The sequence below is a fragment of the Sphingobacterium sp. UBA7038 genome (assembly GCF_002494055.1).
GTDB lineage: Bacteria > Bacteroidota > Bacteroidia > Sphingobacteriales > Sphingobacteriaceae > Sphingobacterium > Sphingobacterium multivorum.
The window spans coordinates 104129-120531 of sequence record NZ_DLAV01000019.1 but is presented as its reverse complement, the minus strand read 5'-3'; the positions used below and the strand labels follow the sequence as shown (position 1 = coordinate 120531).

Sequence of the window (16403 nt, the reverse complement as noted above, 5' to 3'; positions counted from 1 at the left end):
TTAAGCAGTACCGGTATATTACTAAAACAATGAATGTAGCGATAAGTTACAAAGAAAACGTGAATTTAATGTTAAACTCTCCCTATTGTGATGAGGGTCATAGAAAAAGGCAACCGCAGTTACGGTTGCCTTTCATTTTCTAGCTTTTGAAACGTTGAAATTACAACGGTTTTTTTGTTCCAAAGTTGATGATATAATCGGTCATCACTTTGGCACTTTCATCTTTCACAAAGTCAAGATCGATTTTAGGTTGGGACTTACCTTCCTCCCAAGCTGGTTTACCCTGCAATTTCAACAAAGCGTTGATGCGGTCTCTATTTTTCTTGAGGTTGTCATCTTTCTCTTTCTTGAATTTGTTTAGCTCCAATGAAATTTTCACATCCTCATCTTTTTGAGCTTCTTCGATATCCTCTTTCAGATATTTATATTCAAGCGAGTTTTTAATGCGTGCCTCATGCAGTGTTTCTAATTTTTTGTCAACAGCACTTAAATCTGCTACTTTCTTGAAGTTGCTCGATTTGATTTGATCCCAAGGAAGTGCTGATTTTTCGGAGCTCTCGCCAAATTTCTCTGCAGAGAATTGAGACGGGAATACGATATCAGGTGTAACACCTTTATGTTGCGTGCTGCTGCCATTTACACGGTAGAATTTACCCAATGTGATGTTGATCTGTCCATATTGCGGTGCACCTTCTGGGGTATCCGGATCTTTTTCTCCTGACGCTTTTAACAACAGGCGGCTGGTCGGACTGATAACACGTGACATATCAATTGCCGATTGCACGGTTCCTTTACCATAACTTTGAGAGCCTAAAATGATACCTCTGCCATAATCTTGGATAGCACCGGCAAAGATTTCAGAAGCCGAAGCCGAGAAACGGTTGATCATGATGCCCAATGGACCATCCCAGAATACGCCTGCGTTTTTATCTTCTTCGACGTCGATGTTATTCTTTGTGTCTCTTACTTGTACAACAGGACCTTTATCGATAAATAAACCTGTTAAATCAATGGCTTCCGGTAAGGATCCACCACCATTGAATCGCAAGTCGATGACCACAGCATCTACTTTTTCTTGTTTCAAGGTATCTAAGATTAACCTAACGTCCCTTGTTGTGCTCTTATAGTTTGGATCGCGTCTTCTGTAAGCGTCAAAATCCATGTAGAACTTCGGAATATTGATGATACCCACTTTGTACATTTTTCCATCGGCACCTTTGACGTTCATGATCTCTTTCTTCGCAGATTCTTCTTCAACGACGATTTTCTCACGTACTAAAGATACAATGCGCGGATGAGAGTTCATGGGCTGACCAGCAGGTATAATTTTAAGGCGAACAATTGTTCCTTTTGGCCCTTTGATTTTTGCTACAGCAGCATCAAGTCTCCAGCCAATAATATCTTCAAATTCACCATCTTTTCCTTGGGCTACCGCAATGATTTTGTCGTTGACATGAATGCTTTTGTCTTTGAATATTGGTCCACCCGGGATAATTTCGTTGATACTTATGGCTTCATTGTCTATCATGAGCCGAGCGCCAATTCCTTCAAACGTATTGGCCATTCCTTCATTGAATGCCTGTGCAAAGGATGGATTAAAATAAGAGGTATGCGGGTCAACAGCATCTGTCAATGCTTGCATGACCACCTGAAAGGCATCGTTTGCATTTGTTTTCTTGGCCTGTGAGATCAAATTGACATAGCGTTTCTTTAGTGTTTCCACCTGTTTGGTCTTCGCACTGTCGGTAGACTTGCCACTCGCGGTTTCCAAGTTGAGCAGATCGTATTTTACGCGTTTGCGCCATTGGTCGTTGGCCTCGTTTGCGGTTTTGAACCAGCCTAGTTTTTCACGGTTAGGTTGGTAATACTCGTCCTTGGTATAATCCTGTTTCTTATCGATTTCTGAAAGCGCATATTGCATTCTGTCCAGGTATCTCTTCGAATAGACATTAAAAATATGGAATGCCGCAGAAAGATCCCCATTTTTGATATCCTGCGCAAGATTGTTTCTGTACGCTTGAAATTCATCAATATCCGATTGAAGCAAGTAATTTTTTCCTTGATCCAAACTTTTGATCAGATTATCGTATATGATGCCCGATATCGAATCATTCATTTTGACCTTTTTGTAGCTCGCATTTTCCAATAATCCAGAGACTTCTTTAGCGATAATTTGATGTTGTGTGCTTGGTTTAAGCCCTCCATCATCAGGAAGTGCTACCCGTGGTTTTGAACCACAAGAAACAATGGATACAACAAAAAGTGCAAATATGAGTTTCCTAAACATATTTTCGACGGTTTTAATAATCATTTTTATTTAAAAAATATTCAGCTCTTATTGATAAGCGTGCTAAATTTAGTGAAATTCGTAGCACATTATCGCAGAATCTAAAAATTTATTTGATTTATCCTTCAATATTTACAAAAAGCTTAAAATCTCTTTGTAGACGGCTCTTTCAACAGACCACTAGAAGGGATAGATTGTTTTAAATGTTTCAATTGTACAATTCATTTTTTAACTGCGTATAGGCTTTGTAGGTCTGATCAGCAGATGGATAATCTTTTAGCACAAGATATACTTCACCAAGTTTGTCCAATATAGCCAGCGACAGTTGTTTATTATTTTCATCTGAAGCGAGTTCTGCCGCTTGCACAAATTCTTTGATCGCCACCTTATAATTACCATCTTTTTGCTTGGATGAGGCCAGCAAGTATTCGATTTCAGCGAGCTCGCTATTTAGTTTTTTTGCATTGGCCAAGTCGCGGGCCTGTAGCAGAAACCACTGAGCCTCGGTAAATTTATCTTGCTTAAAATAAATTTCAGCAAGCATTTCCCATGCAAAAATCTTCCCCTCATAGGCTTTGGCCTTATTGAGTAAAGGGATCGCACTGCGGATAATATTGTTTTCGGCAGTTTTATAATTTCCCTGACCGGCTCGTGCCATAGCAATTAGAAGCCAGGCGTTGGCTTGGTCTGCATAGCTTTTGCTCTTCATGGCATAGGTATGATAATTTTGTGCGCTCTCTTCAGCACGTACAAAGTCTCCACGATACAGCTGGAAATTGCTGATGTTCATATTAATGGTAGCAATATCATCCCTGTTATCGGTACGATTTGCCAAGGAAAGCGCCTGATATAGAAATTTTGAGGCATTGCTGCTATCGTTATTTTTAATTGAAAATAGGGCTGCTTCATTGGCAAGCGCATAGCCAGCAATCCAGTTTTCAGCTTTTATTTGCCTCTCTATAGCACTATCCCAGCTCTTTGCCGCAGTGGGCATGGGGTTCATCAAATATTTAAAATGGTCCACGTTATTGGTGCTCCGCAGTTGCAATAACAGTCGCTGGAGCAGAAGCTGCCTAGCAATTTCTTTGCTGAAAGACTTCTTGTCTGCATAATTGTCTGCTAGTATTTCATTGGCCGTTTTTGGAGGTGGTAAAAAATAGACCTCTGGACCGATACCTTTAAAGGAAGCATCGTATTGTTTTATTGCGCCAGTATAATCTTTGGCGGCATCCTGTGCGATTACCTGACATGGTATATTCATGAATGCAGTCAAAGCGGTAACTATAGCAATCCAGTATTTTGTCATTCTCATAAAATATTACGTTATTATTAACGTCTACATAAATTTAGCTAAAGGACATATTTGAGCAATCTACTCCTTCATTCGATAAACCTGTACGGTCGGTTATGCGCTGCCAAAAGCAATTTACATATATCATAGCGCAAATATGACGAAAAATTGTGTGAAAAAATGTTAAAGTAATAGCGAACGGCGAATGATGACCCTCAAAACTATGCGTGTGAAAGCTTGATGCTTATCGCTTTGCAGAACTCTTCATCGAAAAGTTTGGATGAATAAAGCTAAAATATTTAGTTGCTGTGCCGTTTAATTTTTAACTTTGTGTTATGGCGACACGAATTCCATTAGCAGAACGACTTAGACCGCGGCAATTGAGCGATTATGTAGGACAACAACATATTGTAGGTCCAGATGCAGTACTCTACCATGCGATCCAGCAAAAAAATATACCATCCATGATTCTGTGGGGCCCTCCGGGGGTCGGAAAAACAAGTTTGGCCTTGCTGATCGCAAGAGAACTCGACAGGCCGTTCTTTTCATTAAGTGCGATTCAGGCCGGGGTGAAAGATATTCGTGAAGTGATTGAAAAAGCTGAACGGCTGATGAACTTCAACCAGGATCAACCCATTTTATTTATTGATGAGATTCACCGTTTTTCCAAGTCGCAGCAAGATTCACTTTTAGGGGCTGTTGAACGTGGGCTGGTGACACTTATTGGTGCAACAACAGAAAACCCCTCGTTTGAAGTTATCTCCGCATTGCTCTCGCGTTGCCAAGTCTATGTATTGGAACATCTTTCGGAAGAAGATCTTATTGGATTGATCCAAAAAGCATTACATGAAGACGAATATTTACAGAAACAGGCAATTGTTGTCGAAGAATATGAGGCCTTGTTGCGGCTGTCTGGTGGCGACGCACGTAAATTGTTAAATGTACTCGAGCTGGTTGTCAATGCGGCAGTATTGCACAAAGAGCCAATTACAAATGCCTTTGTCCTGAAACAGGTACAGCAAAATATGGCCATTTATGATAAAGCGGGTGAACAGCATTACGATATTATTTCGGCTTTTATTAAATCCATCCGTGGGTCTGATCCGAATGCCGCAGTCTATTGGCTTGCACGGATGATCGAAGGGGGGGAGGATCCGTCCTTTATTGCACGAAGGTTGTTGATTTTGGCTTCTGAGGATATTGGCAATGCCAACCCCAATGCCCTGTTATTGGCCAACAATTGTTTTCAGGCTGTCAATGTTATTGGGTGGCCCGAATCACGTATCATTCTGTCGCAAACGGTGATCTATCTGGCGACTTCAGTTAAAAGCAACGCTTCCTATGAAGCAATCAATAAAGCGCAGGCCTTGGTGAAACAAACTGGTGATCTGTCTGTACCGCTGCATATCCGCAATGCGCCGACCAAATTGATGAAGGACTTAAATTATGGGGCCGAATACAAATATGCACATGCCTATCCTGGGAATTTTGTTGTTCAGGAATTTCTTCCCAAAGAAATCAGTGGCGTCAAATTGTATGAGCCCGGACAAAATTTGCAGGAGGAAAAACTAAGACAAAGTCTCCGGGACAAATGGAAGGAGAAATATAAATATTAAATCAATATGTTTGAAAAAAAACAGCCTTAGCAGGTATTTTTTAATTTTTTTTAAAACTATCTCGTACCTTTGCTTGTTATCATAACGTTTTTCAATAGGTAGTAAACACGCTGGCACTCCCCATGGTCAGCGTGTTTTTTTATTGCGGATCAACTTAAATTATTTATGTTTGTTTTACAAATGTTTCAACTATGAACTTAGCGCCTTTAAAACAAACAGGACGTCTGGCTATCCTAGCACTGACTGGACTTTTTGTCTTTTCTTGCAAAAAGGATACCCCTAAACCTGAGCCTGAGCCTGAACCCGAACCAGTGAAGCGTACCGAAGCGCAGCTGATCAAGGATGATATCTATAAGTATTATAAGTTATATTCACTTTGGGACAAATCCATTCCTGATTATACCAGTGATCCTTCTCAATTCACCGATAAATATGGCTCAGCAGATTTGGTGCTTGACGCATTGAAGAAGATGACTCCAGCACATGCTTCTTATTCAGGCGGTGTATTGGACCGGTTTTCCTATATGTTGGGGCTAGATGGTTATAATACCGGAACAACGGCTTCGGGCAGGCTTAAAATGGATACGAACGACGGGTATGGCATCTATGTGCAATTGGGAACTGAAGATGGGAAGACAGCACAGCCTATCATCTATTTTGTCGAGGGCGGATCGCCTGCCCAAAAAGCGGGTTTCAGACGGTCTGATTTTATTACAGCTGTCAACGGCGATTCCGACTATTCCATTGCTGTTACCTGTACAGCTACTGGCTGCAGCATTGATGATGCCAGTGCTCGGGACAAGATGATGAACAAACTGAATGCAGCCTTGGACGCGGGTACACTTAAACTGCAGGTTAAACATCAGGACGGGACAACGATGAGCGAAGATCTTACTTACGCCAATGGTTATACGATCAATCCAATTTATAAAGATGAGGTCTACACCTACAATGGCAGTAGTGTTGGTTATTTGGCCCTGTCTTCGTTTGAAGAGATTGGCAGCAGTGCGACCAACAAAAAGAATATGGACGATGCCTTTACGAAGTTTCAAACTGCCGGTATCAAGAGCCTGATTGTTGATCTGCGTTACAATGGAGGAGGTTACGTCGAATCCTCCGTGTATGTTGCCGATAAAATCGCTGGAACCATCGGTGCGGATAAGCGATTGATGTTGACCTATGATGTAAACGATTACATCAAAAATGATGCACAGCTCAGCAAGGAATTTGCAAATACCTATTTCAGTGGGAGCAGTAGTCTCAATCTGACTAAAGTTTACTTTCTTGTGAGCGAAGGTACTGCCTCAGCGGCAGAGATGTTGATCAATGTGCTCAAACCACATCTGACCGTCGAGGTGATCGCTTCGGGTAGCCGAACCTACGGTAAGCCTGTAGGATTTTTTGAAGAAGTGATTCGTAATAAAGTCTCCTTTTGGCCAGTATCCTTTATGCTCCGCAATTCAAAAGGTGTATCTGAGTATTGGGACGGACTTAGTCCCGATAAAAGTAATGTTGATGATTATGTTTTTGTCGACTTTGGTGATAAAAAGGAGACGATGCTGGCTACGGCATTGAATGATGCTTTGCCCGGTATCACAACTAAGGCTGCATTGAATACTGTGAGCAGCAAAAGCCGCAGAAGCATTAGCCAAGGGCTGGTCAATCCCCGTCCCGAGCGCGGCATGTTCAAGAAACGTTAAAACTTTCCTTCTTTGATGTATATAAAGGGTTATAATATTGGATTGTCATTTTTTCTTACCTTTGTTTGATTGAAAGAAGATTGAAATGGAAGTTGATTTAAGTTTTACAGCGATTGATTTTGAGACTGCCACTGCAAATCAAAACTCAGCTTGTGCAATAGGTTTGGTCGTGGTTGAAAAGGGGATTATTGTCGAGGAGTTTTATTCGCTGATCCAGCCACCACAAAACCAATATATGTGGCAAACCACCCGCGTTCATGGGATTAAACCTCGTGATACCGCTCAAGCGCCAACATTTAAGGAGCTTTTTAAAGATATAAAGCCCCTAATTTCCAATCGTATTATGGTTGCTCATAATGAACTTTTTGATCGAAATGTACTTCGTAAGACGATGGGATACTATAACTTGTCTTACGAGAGCTTAGGTTTGTCTAATCTGTGGGAATGTACATTTAAAATTTATCAAAGCAAGGGTTTTAAGCCAGCTCGTCTCAATGCGTGTTGTGACGTGATGGGAATAGCGCTTAATCATCACGAGGCACTTTCTGATGCCAGAGCATGTGCACAGCTTTTTTTGAGACATCGGTTGGAACAAGATAAATAAGTCATTATATTTGATTGCTAGGTTGTTTAGGCATACACTTTGCTGTTTAGCTAACAAACATTATTAATCATACATGATAAATACACCTTTAAAAGAGATTCGGGTCGGCATTACATTCAGTGCATTCGATCTATTACATGCTGGTCATATCAAAATGCTTGAAGATGCCAAGCGCCAATGCGATTATTTGATTTGTGGGTTGCAGACGGACCCTACCTTAGATCGTCCAGAAAAAAATAAACCTGTACAGACCGTCGTGGAACGCTATATCCAACTCAAGGGCTGCAAGTATGTGGACCAGATTGTACCTTATGCAACGGAGCAAGATTTGGAAGATGTTTTGCGTTCTTTTAAGATCGATGTGCGTATTGTTGGGGATGAATATCGGGAGAAAGAATTTACTGGACGTCAATACTGTGAAGAGCAAGGTATCCAACTTTATTTTAATAGTCGGGATCATCGTTTTTCTAGTTCGGGCCTGCGTCGTATTGTTGCAGAAAAGTCTGAACAATAATCAATTTTCAACATTTTATATTGAGGCAAACAGCCGGTTCTTTTAAGAAACCCTGCTGATTTTAACTGACAAATAAGTTTATTTTTAATGAAAATAGGTATTACATTTGGTGTATTTGACTTGTTGCATGCAGGCCATATTATGATGCTCGAAGAAGCAAAGCGGCATTGCGATTATTTGATTGTTGGATTGAATACAGATCCTTCTGATTTTTTTCCTGATAAAGCCAAACCTACGCAGACTATCGTAGAACGCTATATTCAATTGGAAGGCTGTCGTTATGTAGACGAAATTATACCTTATGAAACTGAGCAGGATCTGATTGATATGATCAAAGCCTTGCCAATCAATCTCCGGATTATTGGCGAAGAATATCGTGATAAGGATTTTTCAGGCAAAAAGTACTGTATAGAGGAAGGAATAGATATTTATTATAATAAGCGTACACATCGCTTTTCCAGCGCGCAGCTGCGTAAGGTAGTATTCGAAAAAGAAGCACAAAAAAACATAAAATGAGTAATATTATCCACGTCATTCTAACCGGAGGAGTCGGGAGCCGTCTGTGGCCACTCTCTCGTAAAAGTTATCCTAAGCAGTACTTATCCCTTTTTAAAGACGGTTCTCTTTTTGAAATGACTGTCAAACGAAATCAATCCCTATGCGGGCAGGTTATTGTTGTTGGCAATCGTGACAATCATGACTTAAGTAAGGAAGTGATGCAAACTCAAGGTATTGACTATACGGATATTGTTGAAGCTACTCCACGAAATACGGCTGCCGCTATTGCTTTTGCTGCTTTCGCAGCTCAGCCAGATGATATTTTGATCGTAACGCCTTCAGACCATGTTATAGTCGGTGATAAGGCTTATCAGGACGCTATCGGTGAAGGAATAGAAAAAGCAAATAAAGGCTATATTGTTACTTTTGGTATCAAACCAATACGGCCAGAGACAGGTTATGGCTATATCGAGTACAAAGATGATAAAGTATTGTCGTTTCGCGAAAAGCCCAATCAAGATACTGCTGAGGATTTTATCGAACGCGGAAACTTTTTATGGAACTCTGGGATGTTTTGCTTTCGGGCAGATACGTTCCTTTCCGAATTACAGACTTTTGAGCCAAAGGTTTATGCTACCGCCCTGGCGGCATGGCAGCATCGCCAGGAAGGTGAACTAGATTTAGATCTTTCCAAAGAAATTCCATCCATCTCCGTTGATTACGCCGTTATGGAACGCTCAAAGAAAATTCGAGTAGTGGCGACGGCTTTTGAGTGGTCTGATTTAGGATCCTTTGAATCCATGTATGATTATCTTCAGACTACAGGGCACCCTGTTGATGAAAATGGTAATATGGTCATTGGTACCGATATTTACACTGCATTTGTAGGTCTTAAAAATGCGATTTTAGTCTATACTAAGGACGCTGTTTTGGTGCTCCAGAAGGAAAAATCACAAGATGTTAAAAAAATCTACAATACCTTGGAAAGACACCAATCTAAACTGATTGATTAGTATAATATTCTCTTTTCCCCATCCGAATTAAATTTGGATGAATAATATTATGCTAGAAGCGATTAAAAAGGCTCAAAACTCATCCGAGTTTTGAGCCTTTTTTGATATAAAATACCTATATTTGGTTCTATTATATACTAACCAAATATGTCTTTAAGTTTTTATTGGAAAGAGAGCTGCATAAAACGGCCACCTATTAGAGGTATTATGGAGATTGGCATGACCGCGATACTCCTTTTGAAGATAGCCGATTCGGCAAACGCTACGCAATTAAATCACCATGTTAAACCTAATATCCTATCCATTTCGAGTAAAGCAACTTTTTCAAAAATTTCAGGAACAGTTGTCGATGGTTCGGGTCGTCCGGTTATAGGCGCTTCAGTACGTGTAAAAGGTAGCAATCGGACTGTATCGACCAATGAAGAGGGATTCTTCTCGATTGAAGGGAATAATGGGGAAGAATTAGAGGTATCTCATGTTGCTTTTTTAACGAAAGTGGTTCGTGTGGGATCGGGAATTCAAATGACCATCGTATTGGATGCAAATAGCAATACGATTGGGGAAGTAGTCGTCACTGGATATACGGATTATAAAAAAGGCAAGAGCCCAAGTGCCACAACGCAAGTTAATGCCAAAGATATTAATAACGTTCCGATGAGTACGCTCGATCAAGTGCTGCAAGGTAAGGTGGCAGGAATGAGCGTTATATCGAGTTCGGGACAGCCAGGACAATCGGCCTCGGTGGTCATAAGAGGAGTCGGATCAATCAATGGAACCACTACTCCTTTGTACATTTTGGACGGAGTTCCAATAGAGGCTGGGTATTTTCAGACGATCAATCCCCAAGATATTGAACATGTCAATGTGCTGAAAGACGCTTCTGCCAAATCGCTCTACGGATCCCGAGGTTCTAACGGCGTTATTCTAATTACGACAAAAAAAGGCAAGAAAGGACTTTTAAGTATAAATTATGGCGCCCAATACGGGGTGTCTACTCTTACACAGCCCTCTTTCGAAATGATGGATAGTAGGGAACGTCTTCGTTTCGAAGAAGAGGTAGGCTTGGAGACAGGTAGAAACATTGGTGCAGGCTGGAGTCTTTCGCCTAAAAATCCGGCTTATGGTCTTAAACCGGCATCATGGCAAAAAGATGCCGACCATGCACTAGACAGTCTATCTCATGTAAATACTAATTGGCGCGATATTTTTTTCCAGGATGCCAATTTTATGGAGCAGCAATTAAGCCTCAGCGGAGGAAATGAAAATATCCAGACCTACAATTCCTTGAGTTACTGGACCGAAGATGGTATTGTAAAACAGACAGGCCTGAAGAGATATACGTTACGAAGCAATACAAGCTTTAATTATGGCCGATTTACTGCTGGGGTAAATCTAAGTTTAGGTTATTCTAACTCTCGTTTCACCTATAACGAAGGTGGTACTAGTGTAGGTACGCCGATGGCCTCCGTTTATTATGCATTGCCTTATGAGTATCCCTATACAGCGGATGGGGTTTTTCATGTTGACGAATCCTATCAAACGTTTTATGATACGAGAGAAGGTAGCCGCGGCGTTGATGTGCTTTTCGGTACGTCAGACAAAACTAACCAATTTAAATCGATTTTTGGGTTAAATATGGCCTATGAAATCCTTGATGGTTTGAAGATTAGCACACGGGCAGGAGTAGATTTCAGAAATTCTGAAGATCAGGTTTTTATCAATCCACTATCTTATATTGGTAAAAATCAATCTGGAAAAAAAGGATCTTTTGGCGAAGGTTACCGAAGAAATTATAATCTTGTATCGACCTCGGGGATCACCTATCAAAAAACGATTGGTCCGCATGAGTTTGAAGTATCGGGTTTTTTCGAATACATACAGAATAACGCGCGCTCCTTCAGTTACCGAGGGTATGGTTTGGACGACCGTCTTCCTGAGTCGCCGGCATCCATTACTGTAAGTAGCTCTTTCATACCGCGTTTATCGGGTAGTCGTTACGCAAGTGCCCTCTTGTCTTATATGGGGACAGGCCGTTACAGCTATGATAATAAATATACACTAACAGGTAGTTATCGGTATGATGGTGCTTCATTAGCTTCTGTTCCGCTCAAAAATCGCTGGCATGGCTTTTATTCTTTGGGCGCTGCATGGGATTTGAAGCAAGAGGCCTTTTTACATGATAATGATTTTATCCCTGTATTACGTTTTAGAGCCAGTTACGGCCAGACGGCCAGTCCACTTGGCTCAACCTTCAATCATATGTCGCTCTATGATGTTACTGAAACCTACGGTGGACTTCAAGCCATAAAGCCTTCCAATCTTTCCAATCCAGATTTTGATTGGGAATATGTGGATGAGTTTAACGCTGGGGCAGACTTGACTCTTTTTCGGGGCAAAAGGCTTAATATTACCTTGGATATCTACGATAAGGTGACAAAAAATATGTTTATCAACCAACCTCCTTCAGCTACAGCTGGCGCAGGATCAGGAGAAACAATTCCTTTGAGTACAGGAAAAATGGGTAATAAAGGGATAGAGTTTGCACTGAACGGCGATGTTATAAAAAGTAGAAATTTTACTTGGAATATAGGTTTGAACGGGGCATATAATCAAAATAGAATTTTGCGTGTCAACGATGTACTAGATGAGTTAGCTGAAGGCGATACGCGAATTATCAAGGTGGGACTTCCATACGGTACTTATTATGCGACGCGATGGGCAGGTGTAGATCCTGCTAGTGGGGAAGCGCAGTATTATAATCGGGATGGATCGATCAGCAATGTCTATAATGCAGAAGGACAAGCTGTACCTTTATCCGCTAATTTGTTTCCTAAATTTACGGGCGGTATCACAAGTTCGCTCCGCTGGAAGGATTTTACACTTAGTACACTATTCTCATTTGTAAGCGGTGTAGATAGGTGGAATAATATTGATTTTTACAATGAAAATCAGGCCTATATGACCAGTAATCAGAGTAAACGTATGCTGTACGAACGCTGGAAGAAGCCTGGTGATATCGCCGAATTGCAACGCATTGATATCCCGCGTAATTTTACCTCGAAGGATGTTCAAGATGCATCATTTTTGCGCTTAAGGAATTTGCAGCTAAATTATAATGTGCCGCTTTCCATATTTGGTAAGACTGTCTTTAAGTCGGCTACACTTTTCGTTCAGGGACAAAACCTGCTCACATGGACGACATGGCGTGGTCTTGATCCTGAGAATAATCGACAATATGGTCGATTCGAATATCCTAATGCACGTAAATATACTGCTGGAATCAATGTTAATTTTTAGCAAAGCAGCCTACTTATAAAATTTTGACACTTATGTACATCAAGAATATAATTACTTTAATTGTCATTGCCGGATGTTTTATGCAATCCTGTAATAAGTTGGATTTACCTCCGACAGACAATATCGACGCCAGCAAGGCTTTTCGTAATCTAGAAGATATCAATATGGGGGTATTAGGGGCTTACGCGCCCCTCAATTCATCCCTTATTGAGGCGGTAGCTGTCGTTTCTGACGAGGCCATGTTACCCACTGAAAATACCGTTTCAAATACAGCTTCGCATCGGTGGATCTATGATTCGTCATCTGGTTCAGTTACCACATCATTTTATGATTTTTACATGCCTATTGCCCGTGCCAATCGCGTGTTAGAAGCATTACCCAATATCTCCGTTGTCGCATCAGATCAAAATCTTCGCGATCAATATGCGGGCGAGCTTTATGCGTTGCGGGCTTATTGCCATTTCGAACTTCTTCGTGCCTATGCTTCCTCCTATGATCCCGAAGGGTTGGGGATTCCTTATATGAAAAGATACGAAGTAATATCTCCGGCACGACCAACTGTAAAGAGCAATTTTGAAGATATATTTGCAGATCTTGAACGAGCTAAGGAACTTGTTCCGGCAAGTTTTTCAGACAATAGTCGGATCAGCAAAGTTGCCATCTCTGCCATTCAGGCTCGCGTATCTTTGTATGCTAAGCGCTGGAATGACGCTTTTAATTTTGCATCAGAGGCTATTGCAGGAGAGCCGTTGGCTTCAAAAGCTGATTTTGCCAAAATCTGGAAAGATGAAAGTCAAGCTGAAGTGATTTGGAAATTACCTCGCATCATAGGTGATTCCCGCATAGGAGCAGCATTCTATCGTGAAACAGGCGATATAGTACTGTATGCGCCCTCCTTTAAATTGATTGATCAGTTTGGTACATCGATACAGCGTGCAGAAGACGTTCGCTTTGTTAATTATATTCGTTTCGATGCATCGCGTCCGACAGGTAAATCGCAATATGCTGTGCAAAAATATGAAGGCAATAAATCAGGTAATCGGGGCCTGGCAGATATAAAATTGCTGCGTACAGGTGAAATGTATCTCATACGGGCTGAGGCATCTCTCGAAGTAAGTAATGATGCGGTGGCCTTGTCCGCCGCATCAAAAGATCTTAACGATCTCAGGGCTGCCCGGATTAGTAACTATATTTCCCAGGTTTATACCGACAAGGCGACCTTATTGCAAGCGATTTATAATGAAAGATTTAAAGAATTAGCTTATGAAGGACATCGTTTCTTTGATCTTAAGCGTAGAAATCTTCCTGTTGAGCGTACGAATCAAGATGCTGTCAATACCTCAGGTGCGCTAAAGTTATTGCCTACAGCAGCACAATATTGCTTTCCAATTCCGCTGGACGAAATGAAAGTGAACAAGAATATGAAACAAAATCCAAATTACGGAGATAAATAGAAGACAAGATGAAGAAGACAGGTTATTTGTTGTTCGCAGTGCTACTTTACATTTCTTGTAGCAAAGATAATACGCCGAACCCATTCGATCCGAATGCGCCTAAACCAAAACCGGTAGCCTCGCGTGCGGCTTCTATAGGTATAATTGGCGATACAACAGATGTGAAGACCACAACCAAGAGTGGTATTGTGATTATGGGGGGCGGCACCGACGTGGATGCCGCATTGAAGTGGATGATCGAGCGCTCCGGGGGCGGTAATGTTGTGGTATTGCGATCTACGGGAACGGATGCTTATAACGCTTATATAAAGGCGCTAGGCGCTGTGCAGTCCGTAGAAACCCTAAAAATTGATTCCCGTAAATTGGCGGATGATCCTGCTGTAGCCCATGTAATCCGCAATGCCGAATTGTTATTTATTGCCGGAGGAGATCAAGCCGATTATGTGGGGTATTGGAAAGGAACCAAGGTGATGGCGGCGATCAACTATTTGCTGAACGAGAAGAAAATTCCTGTGGGCGGAACTAGTGCCGGTGCCGCTATTTTAGGTAATTATTATTTTGGTGCCGAGTATGGCGCGTTGGAATCTTCCGAGGCACTTGCCAATCCTTATTCGCCGAAAGTAAATTTAGGTAAAGATGATTTCCTCAAAGTGCCTTTTTTACAGACTTGCATTACCGACCAACATTTTACCCAACGAAACAGAGAAGGACGTAGCACAGTATTTTTGGCGCGTATTATGAAAGATTGGGGAATTGCAGCAAGAGGCATTGCTGTAGATGAGCGTACGGCAGTTTGTGTTGATGAAAATGGTGTAGCAGAAATATTAGGGACTAATAAAGCCTTCTTTTTTAAGGCAGATGCATCCAAAAAACCTGAAATATTAGCATCGAACCAAGCTGTGACGTGGAATCAATCTGGTAAAGCTCTTCAAGTATGGTCTATTTCGGCTGGTACCAGTAGTTCAAAATTCAATATGCTCACTTTTGAACCCCAGGTTACTGCCGGAGCAGAGCCCTTTTGGTGGTCGATTGTAAATGGCGTTTGGAGTCAACGTGCTCGTTAATAAAAGTAATAAAAATGAAAAAATTATTTAAAATTATCATTTTATCGGTGAATGTCCTGTTGCTTTCGTCGTGCAACAGTCATAAGGATGTACAGGATTCGACCAAATATATGCTGGTCATTCATGGCGGAGCCGGTACGATAGAGAAGAAATTTATGACACCCGAGAAAGAGGAGGCTTATACGTTAGCACTCACAGCGGCTTTGCAAAAGGGATATGAGCAGATAAAGGCAGGTAAAACATCTTTGGATGCCGTCGAGGCAGCAATCAATGTATTGGAAGATTGTCCTTTATTCAACGCGGGGAGAGGTGCTGTTTTTACACATGATGGCAAAAATGAGTTGGATGCATCCATTATGGATGGAAAAACCTTGAAAGCAGGTGCTGTGGCGGGTGTGACGACGATCAAAAATCCGATCAATGCGGCCCGTGCGGTAATGGAAAAGTCAGCACACGTGATGATGATAGGCCGTGGCGCTGAATTATTCGCCATGGAAAACGGGTGTGACACCGCATCAGCAGCCTATTTTTTTACGCAGGAGCGCTGGGATCAGCTACAGCGAACCAAACGTGAAGAGGAAACCGGGCGTGCGGCCTATACCGAGTCCGAGATCCGAGCGAACCGTATCGCCGGTATCTCCGAGCTGGATAAAAAATTTGGAACTGTCGGCGCGGTTGCTTTGGACAAAATGGGTAATCTCGCTGCGGGGACTTCAACTGGAGGGATGACCAATAAACGTTATGGACGAGTGGGTGATTCGCCTATTATCGGCGGGGGTACGTATTGCAACAATCAGACTGCGGGAATCTCCTGCACGGGTTGGGGAGAATTTTATATCCGGGAAGTCGCGGCCCACCGGGTGTCATCTTTGATTGAGTTAAAAAAGATGTCAGTAGAGCAGGCCGTGAAGCAGGTCATTGATGAAATCGGAAAAATGGGTGGTGATGGCGGTATCATCAGTTTAGATAAATTAGGGAATGTAGCGATGGAGTTCAATACCTCAGGAATGTATCGAGGTACGGTGGACGAGCATGGGAAAATTTCCGTTCATATATATAAATAAC

Annotated in this window: 12 protein-coding genes; 10 read left to right on the top strand and 2 right to left on the bottom strand. The window is 41.7% G+C overall.

From position 1 onward, the window contains the following. Positions 1–160: 160 nt before the first annotated feature. Together B3H30_RS13125 and B3H30_RS13120 are read right to left on the bottom strand one after the other, a co-directional pair. Positions 161–2287, bottom strand: coding sequence for a carboxy terminal-processing peptidase (locus B3H30_RS13125; RefSeq protein ID WP_286834333.1), 2127 nt, complete (start codon positions 2285–2287; stop codon positions 161–163). A gap of 208 nt (positions 2288–2495) precedes the next feature. Beyond that, positions 2496–3599, bottom strand: a complete 1104-nt coding sequence (locus tag B3H30_RS13120) for a tetratricopeptide repeat protein (RefSeq protein ID WP_286709927.1) — start codon at positions 3597–3599, stop codon at positions 2496–2498. Between the two features lie 314 nt (positions 3600–3913). Here B3H30_RS13120 and B3H30_RS13115 point away from each other — a divergent pair, with 314 nt between their 5' ends. The 10 genes from B3H30_RS13115 to B3H30_RS13070 all read left to right on the top strand — a co-directional run bounded on the left by B3H30_RS13115 (position 3914) and on the right by B3H30_RS13070 (position 16402). Next, positions 3914–5194 carry a replication-associated recombination protein A gene (locus tag B3H30_RS13115; protein ID WP_286709926.1) on the top strand — a complete coding sequence of 427 codons (1281 nt, stop codon included), beginning with the start codon at positions 3914–3916 and terminating at the stop codon, positions 5192–5194. A 191-nt stretch (positions 5195–5385) separates the two neighbouring features. Next, a complete protein-coding gene (locus B3H30_RS13110; RefSeq protein ID WP_286834330.1) occupies positions 5386–6894 on the top strand; it encodes a S41 family peptidase in 1509 nt (502 codons plus the stop codon). Between the two features lie 85 nt (positions 6895–6979). Further along, complete coding sequence (locus B3H30_RS13105) at positions 6980–7498, top strand: 3'-5' exonuclease (protein ID WP_286834328.1); 519 nt, start codon at positions 6980–6982, stop codon at positions 7496–7498. A gap of 73 nt (positions 7499–7571) precedes the next feature. Next, positions 7572–8012 (top strand): adenylyltransferase/cytidyltransferase family protein, encoded by a 441-nt coding sequence (locus B3H30_RS13100; protein ID WP_204990895.1) that lies wholly within the window; start codon positions 7572–7574, stop codon positions 8010–8012. An 87-nt stretch (positions 8013–8099) separates the two neighbouring features. After that, positions 8100–8528 carry an adenylyltransferase/cytidyltransferase family protein gene (locus B3H30_RS13095; protein ID WP_112375284.1) on the top strand — a complete coding sequence of 143 codons (429 nt, stop codon included), beginning with the start codon at positions 8100–8102 and terminating at the stop codon, positions 8526–8528. After that, positions 8525–9523 carry a mannose-1-phosphate guanylyltransferase gene (locus tag B3H30_RS13090; protein ID WP_286834325.1) on the top strand — a complete coding sequence of 333 codons (999 nt, stop codon included), beginning with the start codon at positions 8525–8527 and terminating at the stop codon, positions 9521–9523. The genes B3H30_RS13095 and B3H30_RS13090 overlap by 4 nt, the downstream gene beginning before the upstream one ends. 147 nt (positions 9524–9670) lie before the next feature. Then, the gene (locus B3H30_RS13085) at positions 9671–12820 is read left to right on the top strand and encodes a SusC/RagA family TonB-linked outer membrane protein (protein ID WP_286834323.1); all 3150 of its coding nucleotides are present in this window, start codon (positions 9671–9673) and stop codon (positions 12818–12820) included. Between the two features lie 32 nt (positions 12821–12852). Further along, positions 12853–14274, top strand: coding sequence for a RagB/SusD family nutrient uptake outer membrane protein (locus B3H30_RS13080; protein WP_070565880.1), 1422 nt, complete (start codon positions 12853–12855; stop codon positions 14272–14274). An 8-nt stretch (positions 14275–14282) separates the two neighbouring features. Beyond that, positions 14283–15338, top strand: a complete 1056-nt coding sequence (locus B3H30_RS13075; RefSeq protein WP_286834321.1) for a cyanophycinase — start codon at positions 14283–14285, stop codon at positions 15336–15338. Between the two features lie 14 nt (positions 15339–15352). Then, the gene (locus B3H30_RS13070) at positions 15353–16402 is read left to right on the top strand and encodes an isoaspartyl peptidase/L-asparaginase family protein (protein WP_286834319.1); all 1050 of its coding nucleotides are present in this window, start codon (positions 15353–15355) and stop codon (positions 16400–16402) included. The last annotated feature ends 1 nt before the right edge of the window (position 16403 follow it).